At 33.5% G+C, this 22158-nt stretch carries 28 protein-coding genes; 23 read left to right on the top strand and 5 right to left on the bottom strand.

Annotated elements, in window-relative coordinates; all coding sequences use genetic code 11:
• The first annotated feature begins 86 nt into the window (after window positions 1-86).
• The 7 genes from cyoE to I5776_RS13370 all read left to right on the top strand — a co-directional run bounded on the left by cyoE (window position 87) and on the right by I5776_RS13370 (window position 6690).
• Window positions 87-998 carry a heme o synthase gene (gene cyoE / locus I5776_RS13400; protein ID WP_202776899.1) on the top strand — a complete coding sequence of 304 codons (912 nt, stop codon included), beginning with the start codon at window positions 87-89 and terminating at the stop codon, window positions 996-998.
• 92 nt (window positions 999-1090) lie between these two features.
• Window positions 1091-2185: a cytochrome c oxidase subunit II gene (coxB, locus tag I5776_RS13395; protein WP_202776898.1), complete on the top strand. Its 1095-nt coding sequence runs from the start codon at window positions 1091-1093 to the stop codon at window positions 2183-2185.
• Between the two features lie 32 nt (window positions 2186-2217).
• A complete protein-coding gene (gene ctaD / locus I5776_RS13390) occupies window positions 2218-4095 on the top strand; it encodes a cytochrome c oxidase subunit I (protein ID WP_202776897.1) in 1878 nt (625 codons plus the stop codon).
• Window positions 4096-4725, top strand: a complete 630-nt coding sequence (locus I5776_RS13385) for a cytochrome (ubi)quinol oxidase subunit III (RefSeq protein WP_202776896.1) — start codon at window positions 4096-4098, stop codon at window positions 4723-4725.
• A 4-nt stretch (window positions 4726-4729) separates the two neighbouring features.
• Window positions 4730-5062: a cytochrome c oxidase subunit IVB gene (gene ctaF / locus I5776_RS13380; RefSeq protein WP_202776895.1), complete on the top strand. Its 333-nt coding sequence runs from the start codon at window positions 4730-4732 to the stop codon at window positions 5060-5062.
• A gap of 190 nt (window positions 5063-5252) precedes the next feature.
• A complete protein-coding gene (gene ctaG, locus I5776_RS13375; protein ID WP_202776894.1) occupies window positions 5253-6164 on the top strand; it encodes a cytochrome c oxidase assembly factor CtaG in 912 nt (303 codons plus the stop codon).
• A 64-nt stretch (window positions 6165-6228) separates the two neighbouring features.
• Complete coding sequence (locus I5776_RS13370; protein WP_202776893.1) at window positions 6229-6690, top strand: DUF420 domain-containing protein; 462 nt, start codon at window positions 6229-6231, stop codon at window positions 6688-6690.
• A 40-nt stretch (window positions 6691-6730) separates the two neighbouring features.
• On the opposite strand, the gene I5776_RS13365 is transcribed toward I5776_RS13370, so the two are convergent.
• On the bottom strand, window positions 6731-7090 hold the full coding sequence (locus I5776_RS13365; protein WP_202776892.1) for a YugN family protein: 360 nt from the start codon (window positions 7088-7090) through the stop codon (window positions 6731-6733).
• Between the two features lie 352 nt (window positions 7091-7442).
• On the opposite strand from I5776_RS13365, the gene I5776_RS13360 reads away from it, so the two are divergent.
• The 6 genes from I5776_RS13360 (at window position 7443) to I5776_RS13335 (ending at window position 10776) form a co-directional block, all read left to right on the top strand.
• Complete coding sequence (locus tag I5776_RS13360; protein WP_425490384.1) at window positions 7443-8510, top strand: CAP domain-containing protein; 1068 nt, start codon at window positions 7443-7445, stop codon at window positions 8508-8510.
• Between the two features lie 185 nt (window positions 8511-8695).
• Window positions 8696-9109, top strand: coding sequence for a YlbD family protein (locus tag I5776_RS13355; RefSeq protein WP_202776890.1), 414 nt, complete (start codon window positions 8696-8698; stop codon window positions 9107-9109).
• A gap of 15 nt (window positions 9110-9124) precedes the next feature.
• Complete coding sequence (locus I5776_RS13350) at window positions 9125-9361, top strand: YlbE-like family protein (protein WP_202776889.1); 237 nt, start codon at window positions 9125-9127, stop codon at window positions 9359-9361.
• Window positions 9362-9457: 96 nt separating this feature from the next.
• Window positions 9458-9856 carry a hypothetical protein gene (locus I5776_RS13345; protein WP_202776888.1) on the top strand — a complete coding sequence of 133 codons (399 nt, stop codon included), beginning with the start codon at window positions 9458-9460 and terminating at the stop codon, window positions 9854-9856.
• A 58-nt stretch (window positions 9857-9914) separates the two neighbouring features.
• Complete coding sequence (locus I5776_RS13340; RefSeq protein ID WP_202776887.1) at window positions 9915-10361, top strand: YlbF/YmcA family competence regulator; 447 nt, start codon at window positions 9915-9917, stop codon at window positions 10359-10361.
• Between the two features lie 139 nt (window positions 10362-10500).
• Window positions 10501-10776 carry a YlbG family protein gene (locus I5776_RS13335; protein ID WP_202776886.1) on the top strand — a complete coding sequence of 92 codons (276 nt, stop codon included), beginning with the start codon at window positions 10501-10503 and terminating at the stop codon, window positions 10774-10776.
• A 44-nt stretch (window positions 10777-10820) separates the two neighbouring features.
• On the opposite strand, the gene I5776_RS13330 is transcribed toward I5776_RS13335, so the two are convergent.
• A complete protein-coding gene (locus I5776_RS13330) occupies window positions 10821-11210 on the bottom strand; it encodes a DUF7147 family protein (protein ID WP_202776885.1) in 390 nt (129 codons plus the stop codon).
• A gap of 152 nt (window positions 11211-11362) precedes the next feature.
• Between I5776_RS13330 and I5776_RS13325 the strand changes: the two genes are divergently transcribed.
• From I5776_RS13325 to coaD, 4 genes are all read left to right on the top strand, one after another.
• Window positions 11363-12772 carry a stalk domain-containing protein gene (locus I5776_RS13325; RefSeq protein ID WP_202776884.1) on the top strand — a complete coding sequence of 470 codons (1410 nt, stop codon included), beginning with the start codon at window positions 11363-11365 and terminating at the stop codon, window positions 12770-12772.
• A 134-nt stretch (window positions 12773-12906) separates the two neighbouring features.
• The gene (locus I5776_RS13320; RefSeq protein WP_202776883.1) at window positions 12907-13059 is read left to right on the top strand and encodes a hypothetical protein; all 153 of its coding nucleotides are present in this window, start codon (window positions 12907-12909) and stop codon (window positions 13057-13059) included.
• Window positions 13060-13097: 38 nt separating this feature from the next.
• Window positions 13098-13652 (top strand): 16S rRNA (guanine(966)-N(2))-methyltransferase RsmD, encoded by a 555-nt coding sequence (rsmD, locus tag I5776_RS13315; protein WP_202776882.1) that lies wholly within the window; start codon window positions 13098-13100, stop codon window positions 13650-13652.
• A gap of 12 nt (window positions 13653-13664) precedes the next feature.
• The gene (coaD, locus tag I5776_RS13310) at window positions 13665-14153 is read left to right on the top strand and encodes a pantetheine-phosphate adenylyltransferase (protein WP_202776881.1); all 489 of its coding nucleotides are present in this window, start codon (window positions 13665-13667) and stop codon (window positions 14151-14153) included.
• A 19-nt stretch (window positions 14154-14172) separates the two neighbouring features.
• On the opposite strand, the gene ylbJ is transcribed toward coaD, so the two are convergent.
• The gene (gene ylbJ / locus I5776_RS13305; protein WP_202776880.1) at window positions 14173-15390 is read right to left on the bottom strand and encodes a sporulation integral membrane protein YlbJ; all 1218 of its coding nucleotides are present in this window, start codon (window positions 15388-15390) and stop codon (window positions 14173-14175) included.
• Between the two features lie 146 nt (window positions 15391-15536).
• Between ylbJ and I5776_RS13300 the strand changes: the two genes are divergently transcribed.
• Both I5776_RS13300 and I5776_RS13295 read left to right on the top strand, forming a co-directional pair.
• A complete protein-coding gene (locus I5776_RS13300) occupies window positions 15537-16334 on the top strand; it encodes a patatin-like phospholipase family protein (protein WP_202776879.1) in 798 nt (265 codons plus the stop codon).
• Complete coding sequence (locus I5776_RS13295) at window positions 16324-17364, top strand: SepM family pheromone-processing serine protease (RefSeq protein ID WP_202776878.1); 1041 nt, start codon at window positions 16324-16326, stop codon at window positions 17362-17364. The genes I5776_RS13300 and I5776_RS13295 overlap by 11 nt, the downstream gene beginning before the upstream one ends.
• Window positions 17365-17417: 53 nt before the next feature.
• Here the strand turns inward: I5776_RS13295 and I5776_RS13290 are convergent, their stop codons facing one another.
• A complete protein-coding gene (locus tag I5776_RS13290) occupies window positions 17418-18641 on the bottom strand; it encodes a nucleotidyltransferase (protein WP_202776877.1) in 1224 nt (407 codons plus the stop codon).
• A gap of 259 nt (window positions 18642-18900) precedes the next feature.
• Between I5776_RS13290 and I5776_RS13285 the strand changes: the two genes are divergently transcribed.
• The 4 genes from I5776_RS13285 (at window position 18901) to I5776_RS13270 (ending at window position 21334) form a co-directional block, all read left to right on the top strand.
• Window positions 18901-19452 (top strand): YceD family protein, encoded by a 552-nt coding sequence (locus tag I5776_RS13285; RefSeq protein ID WP_343066391.1) that lies wholly within the window; start codon window positions 18901-18903, stop codon window positions 19450-19452.
• A gap of 65 nt (window positions 19453-19517) precedes the next feature.
• A complete protein-coding gene (rpmF, locus tag I5776_RS13280; protein ID WP_202776875.1) occupies window positions 19518-19691 on the top strand; it encodes a 50S ribosomal protein L32 in 174 nt (57 codons plus the stop codon).
• A gap of 162 nt (window positions 19692-19853) precedes the next feature.
• Entirely contained in the window at window positions 19854-20609 is a 756-nt protein-coding gene (locus I5776_RS13275) for an enoyl-CoA hydratase/isomerase family protein (protein ID WP_202776874.1), read from the top strand.
• Between the two features lie 158 nt (window positions 20610-20767).
• Window positions 20768-21334 (top strand): RsfA family transcriptional regulator, encoded by a 567-nt coding sequence (locus I5776_RS13270; RefSeq protein WP_202776873.1) that lies wholly within the window; start codon window positions 20768-20770, stop codon window positions 21332-21334.
• A gap of 34 nt (window positions 21335-21368) precedes the next feature.
• On the opposite strand, the gene I5776_RS13265 is transcribed toward I5776_RS13270, so the two are convergent.
• A complete protein-coding gene (locus tag I5776_RS13265) occupies window positions 21369-21851 on the bottom strand; it encodes an N-acetyltransferase (RefSeq protein ID WP_202776872.1) in 483 nt (160 codons plus the stop codon).
• Window positions 21852-22158 lie beyond the last annotated feature (307 nt).

The raw sequence follows: 22158 nt of genomic DNA, 5'->3' as shown, positions 1-22158 counted from the left end.
AAATTCGCTGGATTATAGAAAAACGGTAAAATTTGTTTTATAGTAATATTATATATGTTGTTTATTTCAAACGAGGGGGGGAGCGAATGTCAAATAGTCGAGTGATAGATATTGAAAAAACAAACATTCCGGAAACAACGGCGATTAAAGATTTTTTATCTTTAATTAAAATAGGCATCGTTAATTCAAATCTAATAACTACTTTTACTGGTCTGTGGCTGGCATTAGTATTTACTAATCAACATTTTTTGGAGTCAATACATATTGTCATTCTTACTTTACTTGGGTCAGCTTTAATTATCGCAGGTTCATGCAGTATTAATAATTTCATTGACCGTGATATTGATCCTATTATGAGTAGGACGAAATCAAGACCGACGGTAACAGGCAAAATGAGCGGTGCTAAAGTATTAACGATTGGATTTTCTTTTATTACACTTGGAACAGTCCTTTTATTTATGACATCAATCACAGCAGGGATAATTGGTATTATTGGTATTTTCAGTTATGTTGTTTTGTATTCTATGTGGTCTAAACGTTTATATGTAAGTAATACGATTGTTGGCAGTATATCAGGTGCAGTTCCACCTTTAATTGGTTGGGCAGCTGTAGATCCAAATTTAGATACGATTGCATGGGTTCTCTTTTTGATGATGTTTATTTGGCAGCCGCCTCATTTTTATGCTTTGGCAATGAAGCGTTGTGAGGAATACCGTGCAGCAAATATTCCAATGTTACCAGTAGTAAAAGGGTTTGAAGTGACTAAACGTCATATCGTAATATGGGTGGCCTGTTTACTGCCATTGCCATTTTTTCTTCTACCATTAGGCATAACATTCTTTATTATTGCTACTCTATTTAATATAGGCTGGTTAGTAATGGGGATTTATGGTTTTAAAATGAAAGATGATATAAAATGGGCTAGAATGATGTTTGTGTATTCATTAAATTATCTAACAATTTTGTTTGTTGCAATGGTAATCTTTACCGTTATTTAACTTTGGGAATTCTTTCTTTTTTAAAGAAATCCATATATATTACAGTCCTTGTTAACTAAAGACATAAAATGAAAGTGGGGTTTGATTAAGCTATGAAACAATGGCTGAAAAAATGGCGTCTAGTCTCAGTATTTGCTGTATTAGCGCTAGCTCTTTCCGGCTGTGGTGGTGAGCCATTCTTATCAACACTAAAGCCAGCGGGTGAAGTAGCTCAAAAGCAATTTGATTTAATGTTGTTGAGTACTGGCATTATGGTAATTGTAATTGCTGTAGTAGTAGTTATTTTCGTTGTTGCAATAATTCGCTTCCGCCGGACAAAAGCAAAAGAAAACATGATACCAAAACAAGTGGAAGGAAATCATGTTCTTGAAATTATTTGGACAGTTATTCCGATTATTCTATTACTTGTTCTTGCAATACCAGTAGTTGCAGCTACATTCAATTTAGGTGATACGGCTGCAATGGAGAAAAAGGACAAAGATGGTAAGCCAAAAGAGCTGGTTGTCAACGTTCGCTCGAATCTATACTGGTGGGAATTCGAATATCCTGGCTTAGGAATTGTTACAAGTCAAGATTTAGTCGTTCCTACTGATCAAAAAGTGTATTTTTCTTTAAAATCATCCGATGTTAAGCATTCATTCTGGATTCCTTCTGTTGGTGGGAAAATCGATACGAATGTCGATAATGTCAATAAATTTTGGCTGAAATTTGATAGTCAAAAAGCAAAAGAAGCTGGCGACGTATTTTATGGAAAATGTGCTGAACTTTGCGGACCGTCACATGCTTTAATGGATTTTAAAGTTAAACCGATGTCACAAGATGACTTTACACAATGGGTTAAGGATATGAAAAGTGTTGGAAAAGAGGGCGTAAAACCGACCACTGACTTAGCCGTACGTGGAGAAGAAATCTTTAAGAGTAAAGATGTAGCTTGTATTAGCTGTCATGCGGTTTCACCGGATAATTCAACACCTGAAGCAGCACGTAGAGCACCAAACTTAACTGATTTTGGTGAACGTGAACGTGTAGCAGGTATCTTAGATCATAATAAAGAAAATATAAAAAAATGGGTTAAAGATCCACAAGCTTATAAACCAGGAAATAAAATGCCTGCATTTAAAAACTTGTCTGATCAAGATTTAGATGCATTAGCTGAATATTTAATGGGATTAAAAGTACAACAATAATTGGTTATTAAGGCATAAAGGGAGGTTTAACTGTGAGTAGTAAAGCTCAGAAAAAAGGCTTTGGTGCTACCATATGGGACTATTTAACAACAGTAGACCATAAAAAGATCGCAATTCTTTATTTAATTGCAGGGGGATTGTTCTTTTTAATCGGTGGTATTGAAGCAATGATCATTCGTATCCAGCTTGCACTTCCTGATAGTAACTTTGTCAGCGCTGGTCTTTATAACGAAGTTCTCACAATGCATGGTACAACCATGATATTCTTGGCGGCAATGCCACTTGTATTCGCATTTATGAATGCGGTCATGCCGTTACAAATCGGTGCACGCGATGTTGCGTTCCCATTTGTTAACTCACTAGGATTTTGGTTGTTTTTCTTTGGGGGAGTATTCATTAACTTATCATGGTTCTTAGGTGGCGCTCCTGATGCAGGTTGGACTTCATATGCTTCATTGTCATTGGCATCACCGGGACATGGGGTGGATTTCTACGCATTAGGTTTACAGATCACAGGTTTTGGTACATTAATGGGTGGAATTAACTTCTTAGTTACCATTATTAATATGCGTGCGCCAGGTATGACATATATGCGTATGCCAATGTTTACTTGGACAACTTTTGTAACATCTGCATTAATTTTATTTGCCTTCCCTCCACTAACAGTAGGGATGTTCATGTTAACATTTGACCGTATGTTTGGCGCTCAGTTCTTTGAAGTTGCCGGCGGCGGTAATACAATTATTTGGGAACATTTATTCTGGATTTTCGGACACCCAGAAGTTTATATCTTGATCTTACCTGCATTCGGTATTTTCTCGGAAATCTTTGCAGTATTCTCAAGAAAAAGATTGTTCGGTTATTCATCAATGGTGTTTGCGACAGTCTTGATCGGATTCCTTGGTTTCATGGTTTGGGCTCACCATATGTTTACAGTTGGTCTAGGTAATATTGCAAATGCAATCTTTGCGGTTGCAACAATGACGATCGCTATTCCAACGGGTATGAAAATATTCAACTGGCTATTAACAATGTGGGGCGGTAATATTAAATTTACAACGCCAATGTTATGGGCAGCAGCATTCATTCCTTCATTCTTAATGGGTGGGGTAACAGGTGTAATGCTTGCAGCTGCGCCAGCGGATTATCAATATCATGATACTTATTTCGTAGTAGCTCACTTCCACTATGTAATTGTTGGTGGTGTAGTATTCGCATTATTAGCCGGAACTCAATTCTATTGGCCAAAAATGTTTGGAACAATGCTAAATGAAACATTAGGAAAAATCACTTTCTGGACATTCCTAATTGGTTTCCATTTAACATTCTTTATTCAACATTTCTTAGGTCTAATGGGTATGCCACGTCGTATTTGGAAGTTCCTTCCAAATCAAGGGCTTGAAACTGGTAACTTAGTAAGCTCAATCGGTGCAGCGTTTATGGCATTCGGTGTTATTGTCATGTTAATTAATATTGTTGTGACATCTGTTCGTAACAAAAGAGTTGGAAATGACCCTTGGGGAGATGGACGTACGCTTGAATGGGCAATCCCATCACCACCGCCTTTCTATAACTTTAAACAACTTCCATTAGTTCGTGGTATTGACACTTGGTGGATTGAAAAAATGGAAGGTAAAAAAGAATTAACACCAGCAGAACCACTTGGTGACATCCATATGCCAAATGGATCAATTTTGCCAGTATTCATTTCATTAGGATTATTTATTGCAGCATTTGGCGCAATGTATCACGGAGATGAAGGAAATACTTGGGGAATTCCTGTGTTAATTATTGGATTAGCGATTGCATTAGGATCTATGTTAATACGTTCTCTTAAAGATGATCATGGTTTCCATATTCATAAAGAAGAACTAATTGAAGATGATAACGATAAGGGGGTTAAGGCGTAAATGCATGTTGAAGAGAAGTTTACACCAAAAACATGGCCTGAAGCACCTGAAAAGGCAACCCTCGAAGGGAAGAACAAATTTTTAGGTTTCTGGTTATTCCTTGGCGGCGAAACGGTGTTATTCGCCTCCCTATTTGCAACATATATTGCTTTAAAGGATAAAGTGCCTGACCCATCAATGGCGCATGCAAAAGACCTATTTGAATTACCATTATCATTTATTGCAACGATGCTGTTATTGACAAGTTCAATTACTAGTGTATATGCAATGTATCACATGAAAAACTTTGCATTTAAAAAAATGCAAGCTTGGTTATTAGTAACTGTACTATTAGGTGCTGCATTCCTTGGTACGGAAATTTATGAATTTAATCATTACGTAAATCACTTCCATCATACATTTACTAGCAGTGCATTTGGTTCAGCCTTCTATACTTTGGTTGGTTTCCATGGTGCCCACGTTGCTTTTGGATTATGTTGGATCTTGTCACTAATGATTCGTAATGCAGGTCGTGGTTTGGATCTATACAACGCTCCTAAATTTTATGTTGCAAGTCTTTATTGGCATTTCATTGACGTTGTATGGGTGTTCATCTTCACAGTCGTATACTTAATGGGAATGGTGGGATAAGAATATGACAAACGAACAAATAAATACCGGCAACCCAAGAGTAGACTATGATTATCGTCGTAGAAAAAGCGCGGAGGAAATGAAATATCAAGTTGTTTCATTTGTCTTGATGATTTTATTAACTCTCATAGCTTTCGGTGCGGTTGCAGCTGACTTATCAAAATGGTTTACGATTCCGGTCATTCTTTTAATGGCAGTTGTGCAAGTAATATTCCAGTTATATTATTTTATGCATATGAGCCATAAAGGACATGAAGCTCCACAGCTCTTCCTTTTCTCAGGAGCTTTAGTCGGATTTTTAACATTGTTAACATTCTTTACAATTGTATGGTGGTAAGAAAAAATCCAGTCGAAAGACTGGATTTTTTTGAAGAAATATATCTCATGTGTAAACTGTCAATAGATTGTCAACATGGAACATTGAAGATTCGTTTTTACAAAAGTATAATGAAAAGTGAGGAATCAACATTTACTTGTACAACGTAAAGATGGTAGACTTGTACAAAATATAAAAAGAGGTGAAGGCAATGCCTTTAAGCATATTTGGTTTCCAAGCATTATGGAGTCCGTTTTTTATTATAACGATTCTATTTATGTCAGTTTTATACTTTTTAATTACAACAAAGTGGAGAAAAGATTTTAAAAATAGTGAACCGTTAAAACGAAAACAAGCGATTTATTTCATTATTTCAATGCTTTTGCTCTACCTGGTAAAAGGTTCACCAATTGATCTTTTGGCCCACATTATGTTTACTTATCACATGGTTCAAATGTCAATTTTATTAATGATCATGACACCTTTACTCATGCTAAGTATCCCGAATTGGCTTTGGGAAGCATTTTTAAGGCTTCCAGTAATAAAAACGATTTTTCGATTTTTTACAAATCCAGTTCTAGCAGTTATTCTATTTAATGTGGCTTTTTCGTTTTATCATATTCCATTCATATTTGATAAGATAAAAATGAGTGAGACAGCACACAGTGCATATACTATGTCGCTATTTTTGCTTGCCTTGTTTATGTGGTGGCCATTAATAAATACATTACCTGGTCAAAAGCAATTAAACGGCTTAAAACGTGTTGGGTATTTATTTTCAAGCGCAATATTGCTTACTCCAGCATGTGGGATATTAATCTTTGCTGGAAAACCATTATATGAGACCTATTCTAACGGTGCTCTTTGGCTCCAAGCAATGGCGTTATGTGTTCCAACAGATACGTTAGCTGGCCTTAACTTAAGCGGACCAGAGTTATTTTCAAAACTTCCAGTAGTAGAAGATCAACAACTTGGCGCAATTATTATGAAACTAGTTCAGGAAGTTATTTATGGAATCGTACTAGCAAGTATATTCTATAAATGGTTCAAAAAGGATCAGCAAGAAGCAGAGGAAATGACAAAAAATTTAATGATGTCACAACATCCACAACCGACTGAATAATGTAGAAATAGGATAGAGGATATACTCTATCTATACATATAACATGAAAATGTGAGGAGAAAATATGACAATTCCTATATTACCAACAATTAGTACATCATGCATAGTAATCAGTGCTATTTTTGTCGCTATTGGTTGGAACTTAATTCGCAGGAAAAAAATCGATCAGCATAAAAAAATGATGACACTAGCTGCCATCTTTGCGGTTATATTTTTTATCATTTATGCATCAAGAACGATATTTATTGGAAATACTTCATTTGGTGGCCCGGATAGTATAAAAATATACTATACAATTTTTTTAATCTTCCATATTACATTAGCAACAATTGGGGCTGTGTTTGGAATCATTTCTTTGTGGACAGGTTACAAAAATCGATTATCATTTCACCGCAAACTTGGTCCAATTACAAGTATTATTTGGTTCTTTACTGGAATAACTGGCGTTGTCGTGTATTTTCTTCTATATGTATTTTATCATGGAGGAGAAACGACTTCTGTCATAAAAGCTATATTAGGAACTTAAATTAAAAACAGTGCAGGAATCTGCACTGTTTTTTGTATGATTATTCAGCAAAAGCTTCAATTTCTTTTTTCAAGTTTGTAAGAATTTGCTCACATTGCTTTACTAAATGTGTAGGATAAACTTCATCATCACCATACTCAACACCGTGTGGATAATAATGTTTACCCAAAATAGGTGTCATTAATTGCATTAATGCATCGAATGTATCTACATCGCCTTCAACTGCATAAGCTTGGACACGAAGATAATATGTACCTTCTTTAATAATAAATTTACGGTCATATGATGCACGTTCGTAATCCCATTGTTCCGCACGAACCATACCGTATTTCTTCATTACATCATCTAATCTGTTTAAATCCGCTTTAAATGCTTGAATGCCGATATTTTCAAAATTCATATCATTATTCCCTCCTCATACTTCCAAGAACAAATTATAAGTACATACACAATTTCCCACATGTCTTATAATAGTCTAAAAAGCCAATTCTTGCAATGAATACATTGTGAATAATCGGTAGTATTACTACTTGAATATCTATATACATATTATGCACCTCGATTACCATTATCATGAATTCCATAACTGATATTTTTCAAATCGTAGAGAAGTTTATGAAAAGAACCAATTGTTTTACTTCAAACACATAATGTTTAAATGATATAATATGTATAATAATATAGAGCATATTAAATATTTTAAAAAATCTTACCTTTACTATACAAATTATTTATTGGAAGGAGGAAAGGATCTGCGTACAGTTTTCAAAGTGATTATCGTATTAATTATCATATTTATTATCAGTTTATATTTTCATTTAAAACCTGAGAATGAAAATAATATTTTAAATGGGACAGGCAATAAAGAAACACCTATGTCTGATAATGACAAAACCCTTAAGAAAAAGGTTGATAAGGAACCGTATAAAAGGCCAAATAAAGGAATATCTATTTTTATTGGAGAACCGGCAAGTAAATTAGAAAAAAAATTTGGTAAACCAAACAGAATCGATCCTTCAGCATATGACTATGAATGGTGGATATATAATAATGAAGACAATTATTTTCAGGTTGGAGTTTATAAAGGAACGGTTGTAACAATTTATGCCATTGGAAATAAAACAAATATAAGCCCATTCAAAATTAACGAAGAAATTCAAGATATCTATCAAAAGTTACTTTTAGATACTGATATTACAGTGCAATACGATAAAGGAACATACCGGTTTGAATTGTCGGAAGAAGATTTAAATATGAGACCTCTCGTACCATTAGGTTCAATCTATGCTCAGCTTTCATTCGATAAATTTAAAGGGACTTTATCGAGTGTGCGATTTATGGATAAAGAGACACTTATTAAGCAGCGTCCATATGAGATGAGTTATCGGGGAAGATTAATTGATCCCGCACCAATCGTTGAATCTCGTTGGAGAGCGATTGAAGTAGGCAGTGAAAAACAAATATTTGATTTAACGAATATCATACGCAAAAGGTTTGACCTAAATAAATTGCTTTGGGATCAAAAAACAGCAGAAGTAGCCTATAACCATAGTAAAGATATGGCAGTTGAAGATTACTTTTCCCATGAATCTCCGAAATTCGGCAATTTAGAAAAACGACTTCAAACCGCCCATGTTTTTTTTCAATTGGCAGGTGAAAATATCGCAGCACGATATATGGACGCCCCTTCTGCAGTAGAGGGCTGGTTAAATTCAGAAGGACATAGGAAGGCGTTATTGGAACCTAAGTTTACGCATCTAGGTGTTGGTGTATATCAAAAATATTATACCCAAAATTTCATTGAGGAAACGTGGAAGTAATTCAAACGATGACAAAACAAAAGAGCCTTAGTTTTTAAAGGCTTTTTTTGTTTCTTTAAAACGTTCTCACCTTTTCGCGAACCTTACATAAATTATTATAGGCATTGTAAATACAAAGATTAAAAATAACCATCTATAGAATATAACTATAGATTAAAGTTTTACACTATATGAGGTGAATGATAATGGGGAATAAAAAACTTCACCCAACAGTTGAACAATTTAAAGTGTTCGTTAAGGAACATCCTAAACTAATTTCCGAAGTGAAAAATGGTTCAAATACACTACAGTCCTTTTATGAAGATTGGTACTTACTAGGGGAAGAAGACCCATTTTGGGAAAAGTACAGAAATAACGATGAAGGTGACATAGATACACCGTTAGAAAGTAATGAGAAGACTGAAACGGATGGGAAATGGATGAAACAGATTGGAAGTATCATTCAAAAGGTAGATGCCAATCAAATGCAATACCATCTCAATAACTTGAGTCAAGTCATTGCGTCTGTACAAGGAGTGCTGGCACAATTTCAAGGGGAGAAGCAATCAACTGCACCAACAAATGAACAAAGGAATCCTTTTTCATTCCGAAAAGATTAAGAAGGAGGAATTAGTTTGCGACAAGATATAATCGAATATATTTATTCAAAAAATGAACTTAAACAATTATTAAGAAGACAGCCTATGTGGTATCGAAAATTAAGTCGCCACCCTGAGGAAATTGAAAAATTTGAAATTGCCTCTTTGCATTATTTTGAAAAAACAATCCCACAAAGAGTTGAAAAAATAAACAATAATCTTCAAATGGCATCAATGATGATGAATATGCTTCAAGGTTTATACTCTAAATGACTCGCGGTGAAAAGGTACATTTTAATGCGGAAATGTATCTTTTTTTTGTGTAAAAACTTCTTGTTCTGTAGAAGCTAAAGACAAGGAGTGATTATTATGAGAGGTTTAATTTACTTAGCTCTTTTTTTAATAATTATGAGTGGATGCAAACAAAATATACCAAAACCGGAAACATTCAATGTTGAGGCATCAGAAAATAGCAAAACAAATCAGATGGACAAATCAAAAAATGCTTCTATTCGTCATATTGTCCATGGTAAGGATATATTTGTCGAATGCTTTGTACCAAATGTATCTTTTTCGGGGACAAATAAAAAAATAGAACGTGGAAAAATCATTGTTTACGTTGACGGACAATTGAAAGGGGAGTATTATACAGCTGCTTTTGTTATGAAGAATTTATCCAAAGGCGTACATCATGTGAAAATTGATGTAGTAAAATTAAACAATAAAAGTCACGGGCTAACTAAAGATTTTTATGTAACTATCTTATAATATCAATCATTCGCATGCTCACTGAAAACATGGTAAAATAAAGTTGGAGGTGGGCTTATTGCTTGCAACTATTGAACGACTTCAAATTATAACTGAAGCAGAGGATTTGGCAAAAATGATTTTACAATCTGAAGCTGCTGATGAATATAGAAAATCATATATTAAATTATATAACGATTCACAATCGCAAGAAAAGATTAAAGAATTTAACAAGATGAAGGACCTTTACGAAGATGTACAACGTTTTGGTAGATATCATCCTGATTACAAATCAATCAACATCCGTACACGGCAAGCAAAGCGTGAAATGGACATGGATGAAAATGTTGCTAGATTTCGCAAAGCAGAAAATGCTTTACAAGATATTCTTGATCATGTAAGTGTTATCGTTGGAAAATCAGTTTCCCAACATATAAAAGTCCCAACAGGAAATCCTTTTTTTGCTGAAAATAGTTCGTGCTCTGGAGGATGCGGTTCCGGTGGGGGCTGTAGCTGTTCTGCATAATAGAACATTTGTTTTAAAAGGAATACTATGTTGTATTCCTTTTTTTTAAACCTTTAATAAAAAAATAATTTTCTGACATTGATTATCATTTATCGGATATGCTAAAATAATGTGAATGTAGAATTAAGGGGAAAACTATATGTTTAATGAAAGACAAAGCTTAATTATTTGGCTCTATAACTTAAAACACGCAAAAACTCTAAGACGGTTTGGAAACGTTCATTATGTTTCTAAAAGAATGAAATACGTTGTACTCTACTGTGATCAAACTGAAATTAATGATCTACAAGAAAAATTCTCATCCATGCCATTTGTTCGCAAAGTTGAACCTTCATGGAAGCCATTTTTGAAAACTGAATATGAAAATTCTAAGCCTGACAAAGCAAAAGAGTATGACTATAAAGTAGGATTATAAAAAAGAGAATTCGTCTATCAAAAAACCTCCATAACGGAGGTTTTTTATCTTAATGGTGGAATATAGTGATTCAGTCTTAATATTCCGATTAAATATTGGAAGTACAGTTCATTTTCTGCAAATTCTTTGGAATGCTTTACATCAAATTCTATTATTTGCTTTTCTAAACTTTTAGCAAGCTGATTAAATAAATCGAATCTTTGGTTCGGTATTGAATGAGGGTTTGGTATTCCTTCACGGCAAATATAAATTGCTTGAAAATCACCTGGATTGGTTGGTTGTAAGACAACACACAGTGAAGTCAATTGTTTTTGACTATGCGTCGTATGCAGTGCGATTAAATGGGCTAATCGATGTTTATTTGCTTTAGCTAATTCAATTAGCTCATATAAATCTGAATATCCTTCACCAAGTTCTATGAAACGCTGTAACATATCAAGTTCCTCACTTTTCTTAATTTCTTCAAAAATTTTTTACCTAGATAAAGTACCTCCAATTAATGTATCATTGAATTATTCAATTGAGGAGATATCCGGTTATTAGGTTATATTCTAATGAACGATATCATATTCAAAGGAGAAAAGAAATGCTTCGAAAAAGAAATTTACTCTATTTAATTCCCATCCTATTACTGATTATAAGTTTTTTACTTTATTTTCAATGGGATGTTTTTTCCGCCAAGTCGAACCAAAAGAAGATTAACACAATAAAACAAGATATTATTATTGAACATCACAAGAATCAATTTTATGTTAAGCAAATAATCTCATCCGTTAGTAGCGGGAATTATACAATTGATTGGCCGCAAAATGCAAAAAAACATGAATGTTTAAATGACAACAGGCAATGCCAGTGGACGAATGAAGAAAAAACGAATATGAAAATAAATTCTGGAAAAATCGTTTTAAAATATAGAATTAATATGAATTCAAATGGCTCTGCCTTATTATTAAAAAATTGGGTTGCACAGCTAAAGGATCAAAAAGTAGCCGCTAGTAAAATTCAATTAATAGAAAAACAATTTAGACACGGAATGTGGATTGCAGCTGCAGAAAAGACAGCGGTAAAGAAAAAAAAATATATAAATTATTTTGTATTTGATATAAATGGACAAGCACCCAGTCTTTTTTGGCATGAAAAAAAGTTGCTCAAAAAGAACGTAAATAATTGGTTAACGATTTATTATCAAAGATCTATGAATCTCGCAAACTTGAAACTTAACACTCTAGAAAAAATAAAAGCAAAATATAAAATGGTAATTGTTTTAACTAATGATTATCAGCAAACATTTTTATCTTCATTATTAATTGCAAATAATGTAAAGAGTAAAGGCATAGAAGAACAAGTAGTTATGGATGCCATTAATCATAACTCCACGTTTCCTAAAGAGGAAGAGTGGATGAAGGATTTCATCGCATCGATTGTTATAGATAAAGCAATAGGAACGAAAAAGGCACAATTTATGTATTCAGAACTAAAAGGTAAATTAAGTAAGGATCATTTTCATTCATTTACTAATTTGATCTTAAATATGAATGAAATAAAGTTAAGCAGCGGTAAACTAGATCAATTAATAATAAAGGCGACAGGACTAGGTACAAACTTTTTTAAGGAGAATAAACGATTATCTTCACCGAATAAATCATTCGTTCTGTTTGACCGACGGAAAATAGTCGTTCGAGGAAAAGACATAAAAAATTTACATGTATATACATTCAACGGGAAAAACTTCTTATTATTCAATGATATTGCAGAATCACTGGGCTATAAAGTTGAATCGGAAAATAAAAATCAATACGTCCAATTAAAAAATAATAATAATCACTTTACATTTTATTTTGGAGAAAAAATATTTACTTATAATGGTGAAAAATATGGATTACTTGCAAATCCTTTTATCCATATTAACGGAGAATCATATATCGATATGAATTGGCTACATCAGCTCTTCCATATAAAAGTAGATGTAAATGATAAACAAATTTCAATTAATTAAAGACTAGAGCGTTTAATCAACGATTCAAAACAATGTTATAAAATAAAAAACCCTGCAAATATCTGCAGGGTCCTTCTATATCCTATGTAAAAGGACAGAAGGCAAAGGGAGAGGAGAAACCGGAGGAAGAACTTATGGGGAAACGTAAGTCTTCTCCGCGGTTGGCAACAACATCGTTAAATGATGTTGCTAATAAAAGTATCACCATCATCACCAGAATTATACATTTAGTTTTTCAAATAGATAAATATCATCTTTCACTTTTCCCTATTCATACAATGTGGTAGGATAATAAGGAAAATTTAAGAACTATGTGGTGAAGCAGATGAGAGTGATATCAGGCAGTAAAAAAGGAAAAATATTAAAATCTGTACCAGGAAATCAAACGAGGCCAACAACAGATAAAGTAAAAGAAGCAATCTTTAATATGATTGGTCCTTATTTTACAACAGGGACAGGCCTAGATTTATTTGCTGGCAGTGGTGGATTGGGAATTGAAGGACTTAGCAGAGGACTTGAAAAAGTAATCTTTGTTGATCGAGATATGAATGCATTCCAAACAATAAAAACTAACATAAGTGAATGTGGTTTTGAACAGCAGAGTGAGCTTTATCGTAATGATTCAGAACGAGCTTTAAAAGCAATTATTAAAAGAGATATTAAATTGGATGTCATTTTTCTTGACCCACCATATAAAAAGCAAAAACTTGTGTCACTTTTGCAATCAATTAGTGATGGAAAATTATTAACTGAAAGCGGTTTCGTTGTCTGTGAGTGCAGCTCAGATATACAGTTGCCAAATGTTGTAGGTGAACTAGTGAAAACAAAAGAAGCCGTTTACGGCATTATTGGTATTTCAATTTATAGTATGGGTAATTAGGGGGATTGCAGGATGGGTAGTATAGCGGTATGTCCAGGGAGTTTTGATCCGATTACGTACGGACATTTAGATATTATCAAAAGAGCAGCAAAGGTATTTGATAAAGTGTATGTTGTGATCTTAAACAACTCGTCAAAGAATCCATTATTTACTGTGGACGAAAGGGTTCAATTAATTGAGGAAGTAACGAAAGTTATTCCCAATGTTACTGTCGATATGTTTCAAGGATTACTTGTCGATTATGCAAAGAGTGTAAATGCTAATGCAATTATTCGTGGTTTACGAGCAGTATCTGATTTTGAATATGAAATGCAAATTACTTCAATGAATAGAGTCCTTAATGAGGAAATTGAAACGTTTTTTATCATGACAAATAATCAGTATTCTTTTTTAAGTTCAAGTATTGTAAAAGAAGCTGCAAAATATAAAGGGGCGATATCTGAATTAGTTCCCCCACAAGTTGAAAAAGCATTAAAAGTTAAATACAAAAATACCAATTGAAAATAGGAGGGACTTCCTCCTATTTTCTATAAACATTCCTTTTTGAATAAATGAAAATATAAAGAAGTAAAGAACAAATTGTAATAATTGGGCCATATTCGATTCCCCATTGAGATAATTTATCAAGAAAGCTATGAGAATCTTGTAGAAATACTGGTAAAGAAATTGGAAGTTTATTCGTTTCATGATGTTTTCCGAAAATAGGTCCCCAAATGAGTAAAGTGATAATCGCTGCGAACAATCCATGAAGAATTCTAGCGATAAAAAATGGTTTAAAACGAATATCTGTTTGAGCAAGTATACTGGCTACTTGGGCTTGTATACTAAAGCCGCCAAAACCAAGTATAAAACTTGTAAGGATGGATTGCTGAAGTAATGTTGATTCTTTTACGCGGCTAACTAAATCGCTGCCAATTGTAATTTCAAATAATCCCGAAATAAATGGGATTGTTAGTTGCTTTGGAAAGTGTAAAGTAGCAAAAAATTCTTTAATTACACTTGCTAAAAGTGCTGTAATTTGTAAATGAAAAAGTAAACGGTTAATGACTGAAAATAAAATGATAAATCCACCAATCATAAGTAATGTATGTATCGAAGAAACAACCGCATCACCTAAAAGTTTTCCGATAGGTCTTTTATCCTCAATACGCGTTCTATGTAAAGCACGGACAGCCTCCCAAACACGGAATTTTTTATTTTTAACTTCTAATTTTTCTTTTTTTGAGTAACCGTAAAATCGCATAATTAATCCTACGAGAATATTTCCTAAATAATGTGCAATGGCAAAAAGAATCCCCAAACCTTTATTATGAAAAAAACCAACTGATACTGCTACAAAGATAAAAAGAGGACTAGAATAATTAGTAAATGAGACGAGTCTTTCCGCTTCAATTTTTGATATTTGCTTTTCTTCCCTTAATCTCGCAGTAATTTTGGCACCTGCGGGATTTCCTGAAGCCATTCCCATTGCCCATGCAAATCCGCCAACTCCCGGAACGCGAAATAAAGGCCTCATCAACGGTTCTAAAATAATCCCGATAAATTTCACTACTCCAAATCCAATTAGTAATTCGGAAATAACAAAAAACGGAAAAAGGGATGGAAAGACCGTCCCCCACCATATATTTAATCCTCTTTTAGATGCTTCAAAAGTTTCCACAGGAAGGATTATCATAGAAACAGCTATTAATGTTGCGCCTAGGGCTAAAAAAATTGTTTTAAGTTTTGATTGAATCAAGTTATGTTCCTCCCTAATTATTCATATGAATCCATAAAAATATACTTGTCCCCATATAAATCAATATACTCATAGAGAAATAAATTAGACCATATGATGTTTGTAAATATAAAATTTTCATTAACTATTGTATGGGGTGATATGTGTTGAGTAACCCAAAAATCGGAGTTGCCTTAGGATCTGGAGGTGCACGTGGATTTGCCCATTTAGGTGTATTGAAAACGTTAGAGGAAAATAATATTTCAATTGATTACCTTGCAGGTTGCAGTATGGGAGCATTAGTTGCTGCATTTTATGGTGTAGGACATAATATGGACCAACTCATAAAATTTGCTACAGTTTTTAAAAGAAAATTTTACTTGGACTTTACGATTCCCAAAATGGGGTTTATTGCTGGAAAACGTGTGAAGGAATTTTTAACACTCTTTACACATAACAAAAATTTAGAAGATTTAAAGACTCCTGTTCAAGTGGTAGCGACCGATTTAATCAAAGGTGAAAAAGTAATATTTAAAACAGGATCAGTCGCTGAGGCCGTTCGTGCTAGTATCTCGATACCGGGAATTTTTGTTCCGGAAAAAATAAATGATAGACTGCTAGTAGATGGAGGAGTCATTGATCGGGTGCCAGTATCCGTTGCTAAAGATATGGGTTCAGATATAATCATCGGGGTAGATGTTTCATTTGTAAAAAGAAATGCAGAAATCACAAATATTTATGATGTTATTATGCAAAGTATTGATATATTACAAATGGAAAATACGACAAATTATGAAACATTATCAGATTTTTTTATTCAACCGGATGTTTCACTTTATAGTTCAAGAGCTTTTACAAATATTGAAGAAATCATTAAGATAGGAGAAGAGGAAACAAAAAAATATATTCCAGCAATCAAACAGATGATTGGAGAATGGAAGGTGAGAAATAAAGATGAAACGTAAGATTTGGACCCGTATTTTAATGCTTTTTTTAGTAATAATGATTGCACTCTTCTTTTATCGATTACCATATTATGTAGAGAAACCAGGTATGGCACATGAATTGGATTCGTATGTTCATGTCGAAAACGGCTATCATGATAAGGGGAAATTGATGCTAACTACGGTTCGTATGGGAAGAGCAAATATTTATGATTATGCATTAGCAAAAGTAAAGAAATTTGAAGAAATTGTCCCTCTGAATGAGGTTAGAGATGAGAAACAAACAGAAGAGGAATATAATGTTTATCAATTATATTTAATGGAGTCTTCCAAAAACAATGCTATTCAAGTTGCTTACAAAAAAGCAAATAAATCGTATCGTTTTAATTATAAGGGTGTATACGTACTAGATGTGTACTCGGATATGCCTGCATCAAAAGTTTTAAAAGCTGGTGACAGAATAATTAAGGTGGATGGACATACTTTTGAATCGTCGGAGAAATTCATTCAATATGTTCAGCAAAAAAAGGTTGCCGATCAAATAAAAATAACATTTGTAAGAGACAACAAAGAAAAAACCGCCAACATCCAACTAGCAAAATTTGACGATGCTAATGGTAAAATTGGCATGGGGATTGGTTTAGTTGATGATCGTGAACTAATTGCAAATCCAGTAGTAAAAATGAATACGGAAAGTATCGGTGGTCCGTCAGCGGGGTTAATGTTCAGTTTAGAAATCTATAATCAGTTGACAAAAGAAGATATAACAAAAGGGTATAGTATTGCAGGTACGGGCACCATTGAGCCTGATGGTGTAGTTGGCAGAATTGGAGGAATTGATAAAAAAGTAGTAGCTGCAGATAAAGAAGGGGCAAAAATATTTTTCGCTCCAGATGATGAAATAACACCAGAAATGAAAAAAGAATATCCAACTATTGAATCTAATTATAAAGAAGCCTTAAAGGCAGCCAAAGAAATTGGAACAAAAATGAAAATCGTTCCGGTCAAAACATTTGATGATGCCTTGGCTTATCTTAAAGCATTAAAATAACCTAAAACAAAAACCGCTTATTTTTTTGAGAAAGCGGTTTTTGTGATTTCTATTTAATTATTATGAATATAAAGGGGTGGCTGCGCATATTCAGCTTTAAATAGTTTTTGTTTAAATGGTTCTTGTAATCCTTGTGAATAAACATTTGACGCTCGAATATCAAGTTCGATTAATTCGTTTGGAATAGAAGAAACTTTTGAAATTAGCGGAACATCTATATCTTTTTTGATTTGATTTAAATACTTTCTCCCATTTTCCGTCATGCCTAATAGACGAATATATTCGACATGTTTATGATGTCGAAACATTTCATTTTTTTTCGTGTTAGTTAAAATATGTACACACATTCTTTGAATTCTTGTCCATGTATATCTTTTTGTCTTTACCCTTTGCATAAAATCATGAAAGCTAACTGCATCTTTTGCGTGTCTTTTTAATCGGTGTTCGATTCCTTCTTCAATTTCATATATATTTGCTAAATCTGTCTCTTCAATGGAAAGTAGTCGATATTGAAGAAATGGCCAATATAATTCCCAATTGTGGAATGTTTGGTAGCCATTATAATAATCTTGAAGTACATTTGATGTAGTTTTAGGTACATATTGCTCAATGCCGTTAATTGATTGATTTGATTCAAATGTCGCTTTACGAATAGAGGTTGCACTTGCAATCGTTGACGATGCAAATTCTTCGTCATGATAATTTGCATTTTTCCGCTTAATCGTAACTGCTTGCATTGGTGATTGAAATGTATTGTTTGTTTGCATATAGTGAAAGCCGAGAATATTATTTGGTTTTGAAAGATCTATGGGATTTTTATGATCTGTAAATATCTTTTTAAAACTTTGTGACAAGGCAGTTGGATAACTAACTCCGGTTTTCATTAATTCCTTAACGGATGTTTCATATTCCATATGGTAATTTTCTATTAAATCAATTGCAGAAGAAAATTCGTTAATATCTCCTGATTCGCTTCCGAAACAAAAATAATTGCATTTTAAAGCATGTAAAATAGTTATCGAACCGTAGGCAAATATTTCAGCATGTTGAACGGCAAACGCATATGGAAGTTCAACAACAATGTCTACACCAGCTAGCAAAGCCATTTTTGCTCTTGCCCATTTAGAAATAATTGCCGGTTCTCCTCGCTGTAGAAAATTCCCACTCATGACGGCAATCACTACATCGGCATTTGTGCGTTTTCTAGCTTCCTCTACATGAAAAAAATGTCCGTTGTGAAACGGATTATATTCAACAATAAGTCCGGTACTTTTCATTGTGCCCTCCAAAACTTTTTTATCCGAGCAGCGGAAATGATTGAATGATTAATTCTTAATTTCTTTTAATATAACACGTAAATCATTTTTGGATAAAATTAAATTAACATTTTGTATATACTAATTATAAATGTGATTAGTAGGATATTTGAAATTTTTCAAGAACAGTATACAATAGATTAAAATACGCAAATACGCGTAAAGATAAAATATTGACAAAAGGTATAATGAAAGCTATAATTACCTTTGTTGTCTTGGAGTGATTACATTGAAATGGTCAACAATTCAATTGTTAAAGTACCGTGGTAAGAGTATGGATATTAATGAAACAATCGATATTTCTGAGGACTTAAAAAAACGGGACCCGGAAATACGTGATGTTTCACCGATTCATGTAACTGGTAATGCCAATATTTCGTCTGAAAAAGTAGCATTTCATTTACATATAACGGGAAAATTAGTACTGCCCTGCTCGAGAACACTTGTAGATGTGGATTATCCAATTGACGTTAAATCTACCGAAATATTTCTTTTAAAATCATCTACCTCATTCGAAGAGGAAGAGGATGCTGAAATTCATTATCCCAATGGTGATATTGTAGATTTAGACCCCGTCATAATAGAATTACTCTTACTTGAAATTCCGATACAAGTTTTTAGTGAAGCGGCTAAAAATGATTCAAATCTTCCATCAGGTAATGAATGGGAAGTCGTAACGGAAGAACAAGTAAAACAAGATGAGGAAAGCAAAGAAAAAAAAGTTGATCCACGCTTAGCTGGATTAGCAAAATTCTTTGATGAACAATCGTAAACTTTTGAAGAACCAGCTATACTGGATCTTATAACAACAGTGATCTCTATAAGGAGGTGGGAAGAATGGCTGTACCTTTTAGAAGAACTTCCAAAACAGCGAAGAGAAAACGCCGTACACATTTCAAACTACAAGTTCCTGGCATGGTTGCGTGCCCTAACTGTGGAGAAATGAAACTTGCACACCGTGTATGTAAAGAGTGTGGAACATATAAAGGCAAAGAAGTAGTAAACAACTAGAAATTGTGAAGATCGCTAATAAAAATTCGTAGGAATACGAATAGAGTAGATTCTGTTATTATTTTTTAGCAGTGCAATCTATTGGCGTTCAAAGCAGAAAAAACGTGAAGAGACCATGGCTCTTCGCGTTTTTTTTAGGTCTTTTTTTAAGGGGGAGAGGATATGGATTATACCGTTTATTTGCATGATTCTGGCATACTTGAGTGGAAAATAAATCGTCCAGAAAAAAGAAATGCAATTAATTTCAATGTCATACATGGTTTGGAGAAAGCGCTAGAGATTGCTGAAGATGATCCTAAAGTAAAAGCCTTTGTCATTACAGGCGAAGGTGAGACTGCTTTTTGTTCAGGTGGTGATTTGGACGAATTCCATCTTTTGAAAACGAAAGAAGATGCATATGCTATGTTATCAAAAATGGGAAAAATTTTATTTAGACTGGCTACACTTGACAAGCCTACGTTGGCTCTAATTAATGGTACAGCTGTCGGAGGCGGTTGTGAGTTAGCTGCTGCATGTGATTTTCGAATCGCCAAAAAAGGCAGTAAACTAGGATTTATTCAAGGAAATTTAGGGATTACCACTGGTTGGGGTGGTGCCTCGTTATTGTTTGAAAGAATACCCGTACATTCTGCACTAAAAATGTTAATGGAAGCCAAAACATATTACGCGGAGGAATTGATAGAAGAAGGGTTTATTCAATTTGTTTTTTCGGAAGTAAATAGTGACAGTGCCCATCAATTTTTCAAAGAAATGATAATGAAGGATGTTAATGTATTAAAATGCTACAAGCAAAGTATTATTTCTAAATGGGAAGAGAATCATTTACAAGAAAGAATGAATCAAGAAATAAGAAACTGTGCAGTCTTGTGGGAGAGAGACACGCATCACCAAGCAGTTGAAAAGTTTCGAAATAAGTAAAACGACCGACACTGTATTCATAGGGAAAAATACTTGCCCGCCAATTGAAAATAATGAAGGTAATAACACCAGTAATAAACTATAATTCTCAGTCATAATTAGTCTATCTTTTCTACTAGTAGCATATGTATGAATAAAAAGCTGAAGGAGGGATAGACATGTCATCAACACGACAAGATGCTTGGACACATGATGAGGATTTATTACTTGCAGAGGTGGTGTTACGTCATATCCGTGATGGCGGGACCCAGTTGCAGGCATTTGAAGAAGTTGGTAAACAAATGAATCGAACTGCTGCAGCATGCGGATTCAGGTGGAATTCATATGTTCGCAAACAATATAAATCAGGCATTGAACTAGCGAAAAAACAAAGGAAAGAACGTAAAGGGAAATCAAAATTATCAGAATCACAAACCTCTGAAACACCTACTATATATGAACAAAATATTAGTCCTCAAGAAAACATTGAACAAAACATAGAACAAAGTATAAGCAATGTGATAAAGTACTTACAACGTATACAAAATGAGCAGGGTATAAGCGAAACTGCGATACAAGAAAATGAAAAGTTAAAGCAGCAAATACAACAATTAACCCAATCATTGGAAAAGCAAAAACAAAGTTATGATAGTTTAAAAAATGAGTATGAGTCTTTACGGGAAGAGTATTCTGCTATGGTAGCCATCTTAGAAAAAGCAAGAATATTAACGTTGCAACATAAATAAAATATGGTTAACAATCAAATTAAAAACAAACAGCTTAGTTAGCTGTTTGTTTTTTCTCTTTTACACCTTCCGGATACCAAACGAGAGGGTTCTGTCCCAAATCCCTGTCCATATCATATGTAACAGTTTGAAAGCCCATTTTTTCCCAAAATTCTTTTGACTTCATACGAGAGTTGGTTTTTATTGGTACACCAAAGCTTTTAGCGAATTCTACGAGCTTCTTTCCATATCCTTTAAATTGATAGTCAGGTAGTACTTCTAATTTCCAAAGTTCTAAATAGTTTTGTGGTGGATCAAAATATAAATCATATTTTGATGAACGTTCATAAAGGCTCATCCTTGCGACTAATTTATCTCCATAGTAAATACCGTAAAAAGGAGAGTCGCAATTATCTTCAATAATATTCTCTTGTAGATCCTCTAGCATTGAAAGTTCCTGAACACCGTATTCTTTAAACTTTTTAAACTCTTCAAGGGTTTTGTAGTTTACTTTTAATCTTTCAACTTTAATAGGCAATGGAATTCCTCCTTAAATAAATATCGATATAAGAATATGAATAAAATAAAATCAAATCATTTATTATTCAGTATTCATTTTATATAAATGTAATTTATATAATTATATAACAAAATTATAAAAAATTCTGCTATTAAGTTAGAAAACGTTTTCAAAATTTGCAGGAAAAAAACAAAATTTGTAGAAATAATAAAATTGGGGGAGAAATTTTTCGTATTTTATATTTTGTGTGTCCTTTGATAAGATCCTTTTTTCTAATTAAAGGACACATACGTATCAATTTAAACGTATTTTACCCATTTTTCTT

This window comes from Heyndrickxia vini (assembly GCF_016772275.1).
Taxonomy (GTDB): domain Bacteria; phylum Bacillota; class Bacilli; order Bacillales; family Bacillaceae_C; genus Heyndrickxia; species Heyndrickxia vini.
Note: the sequence above shows the minus strand (reverse complement) of the source record. Positions and strands in the feature narration are given on the sequence as shown.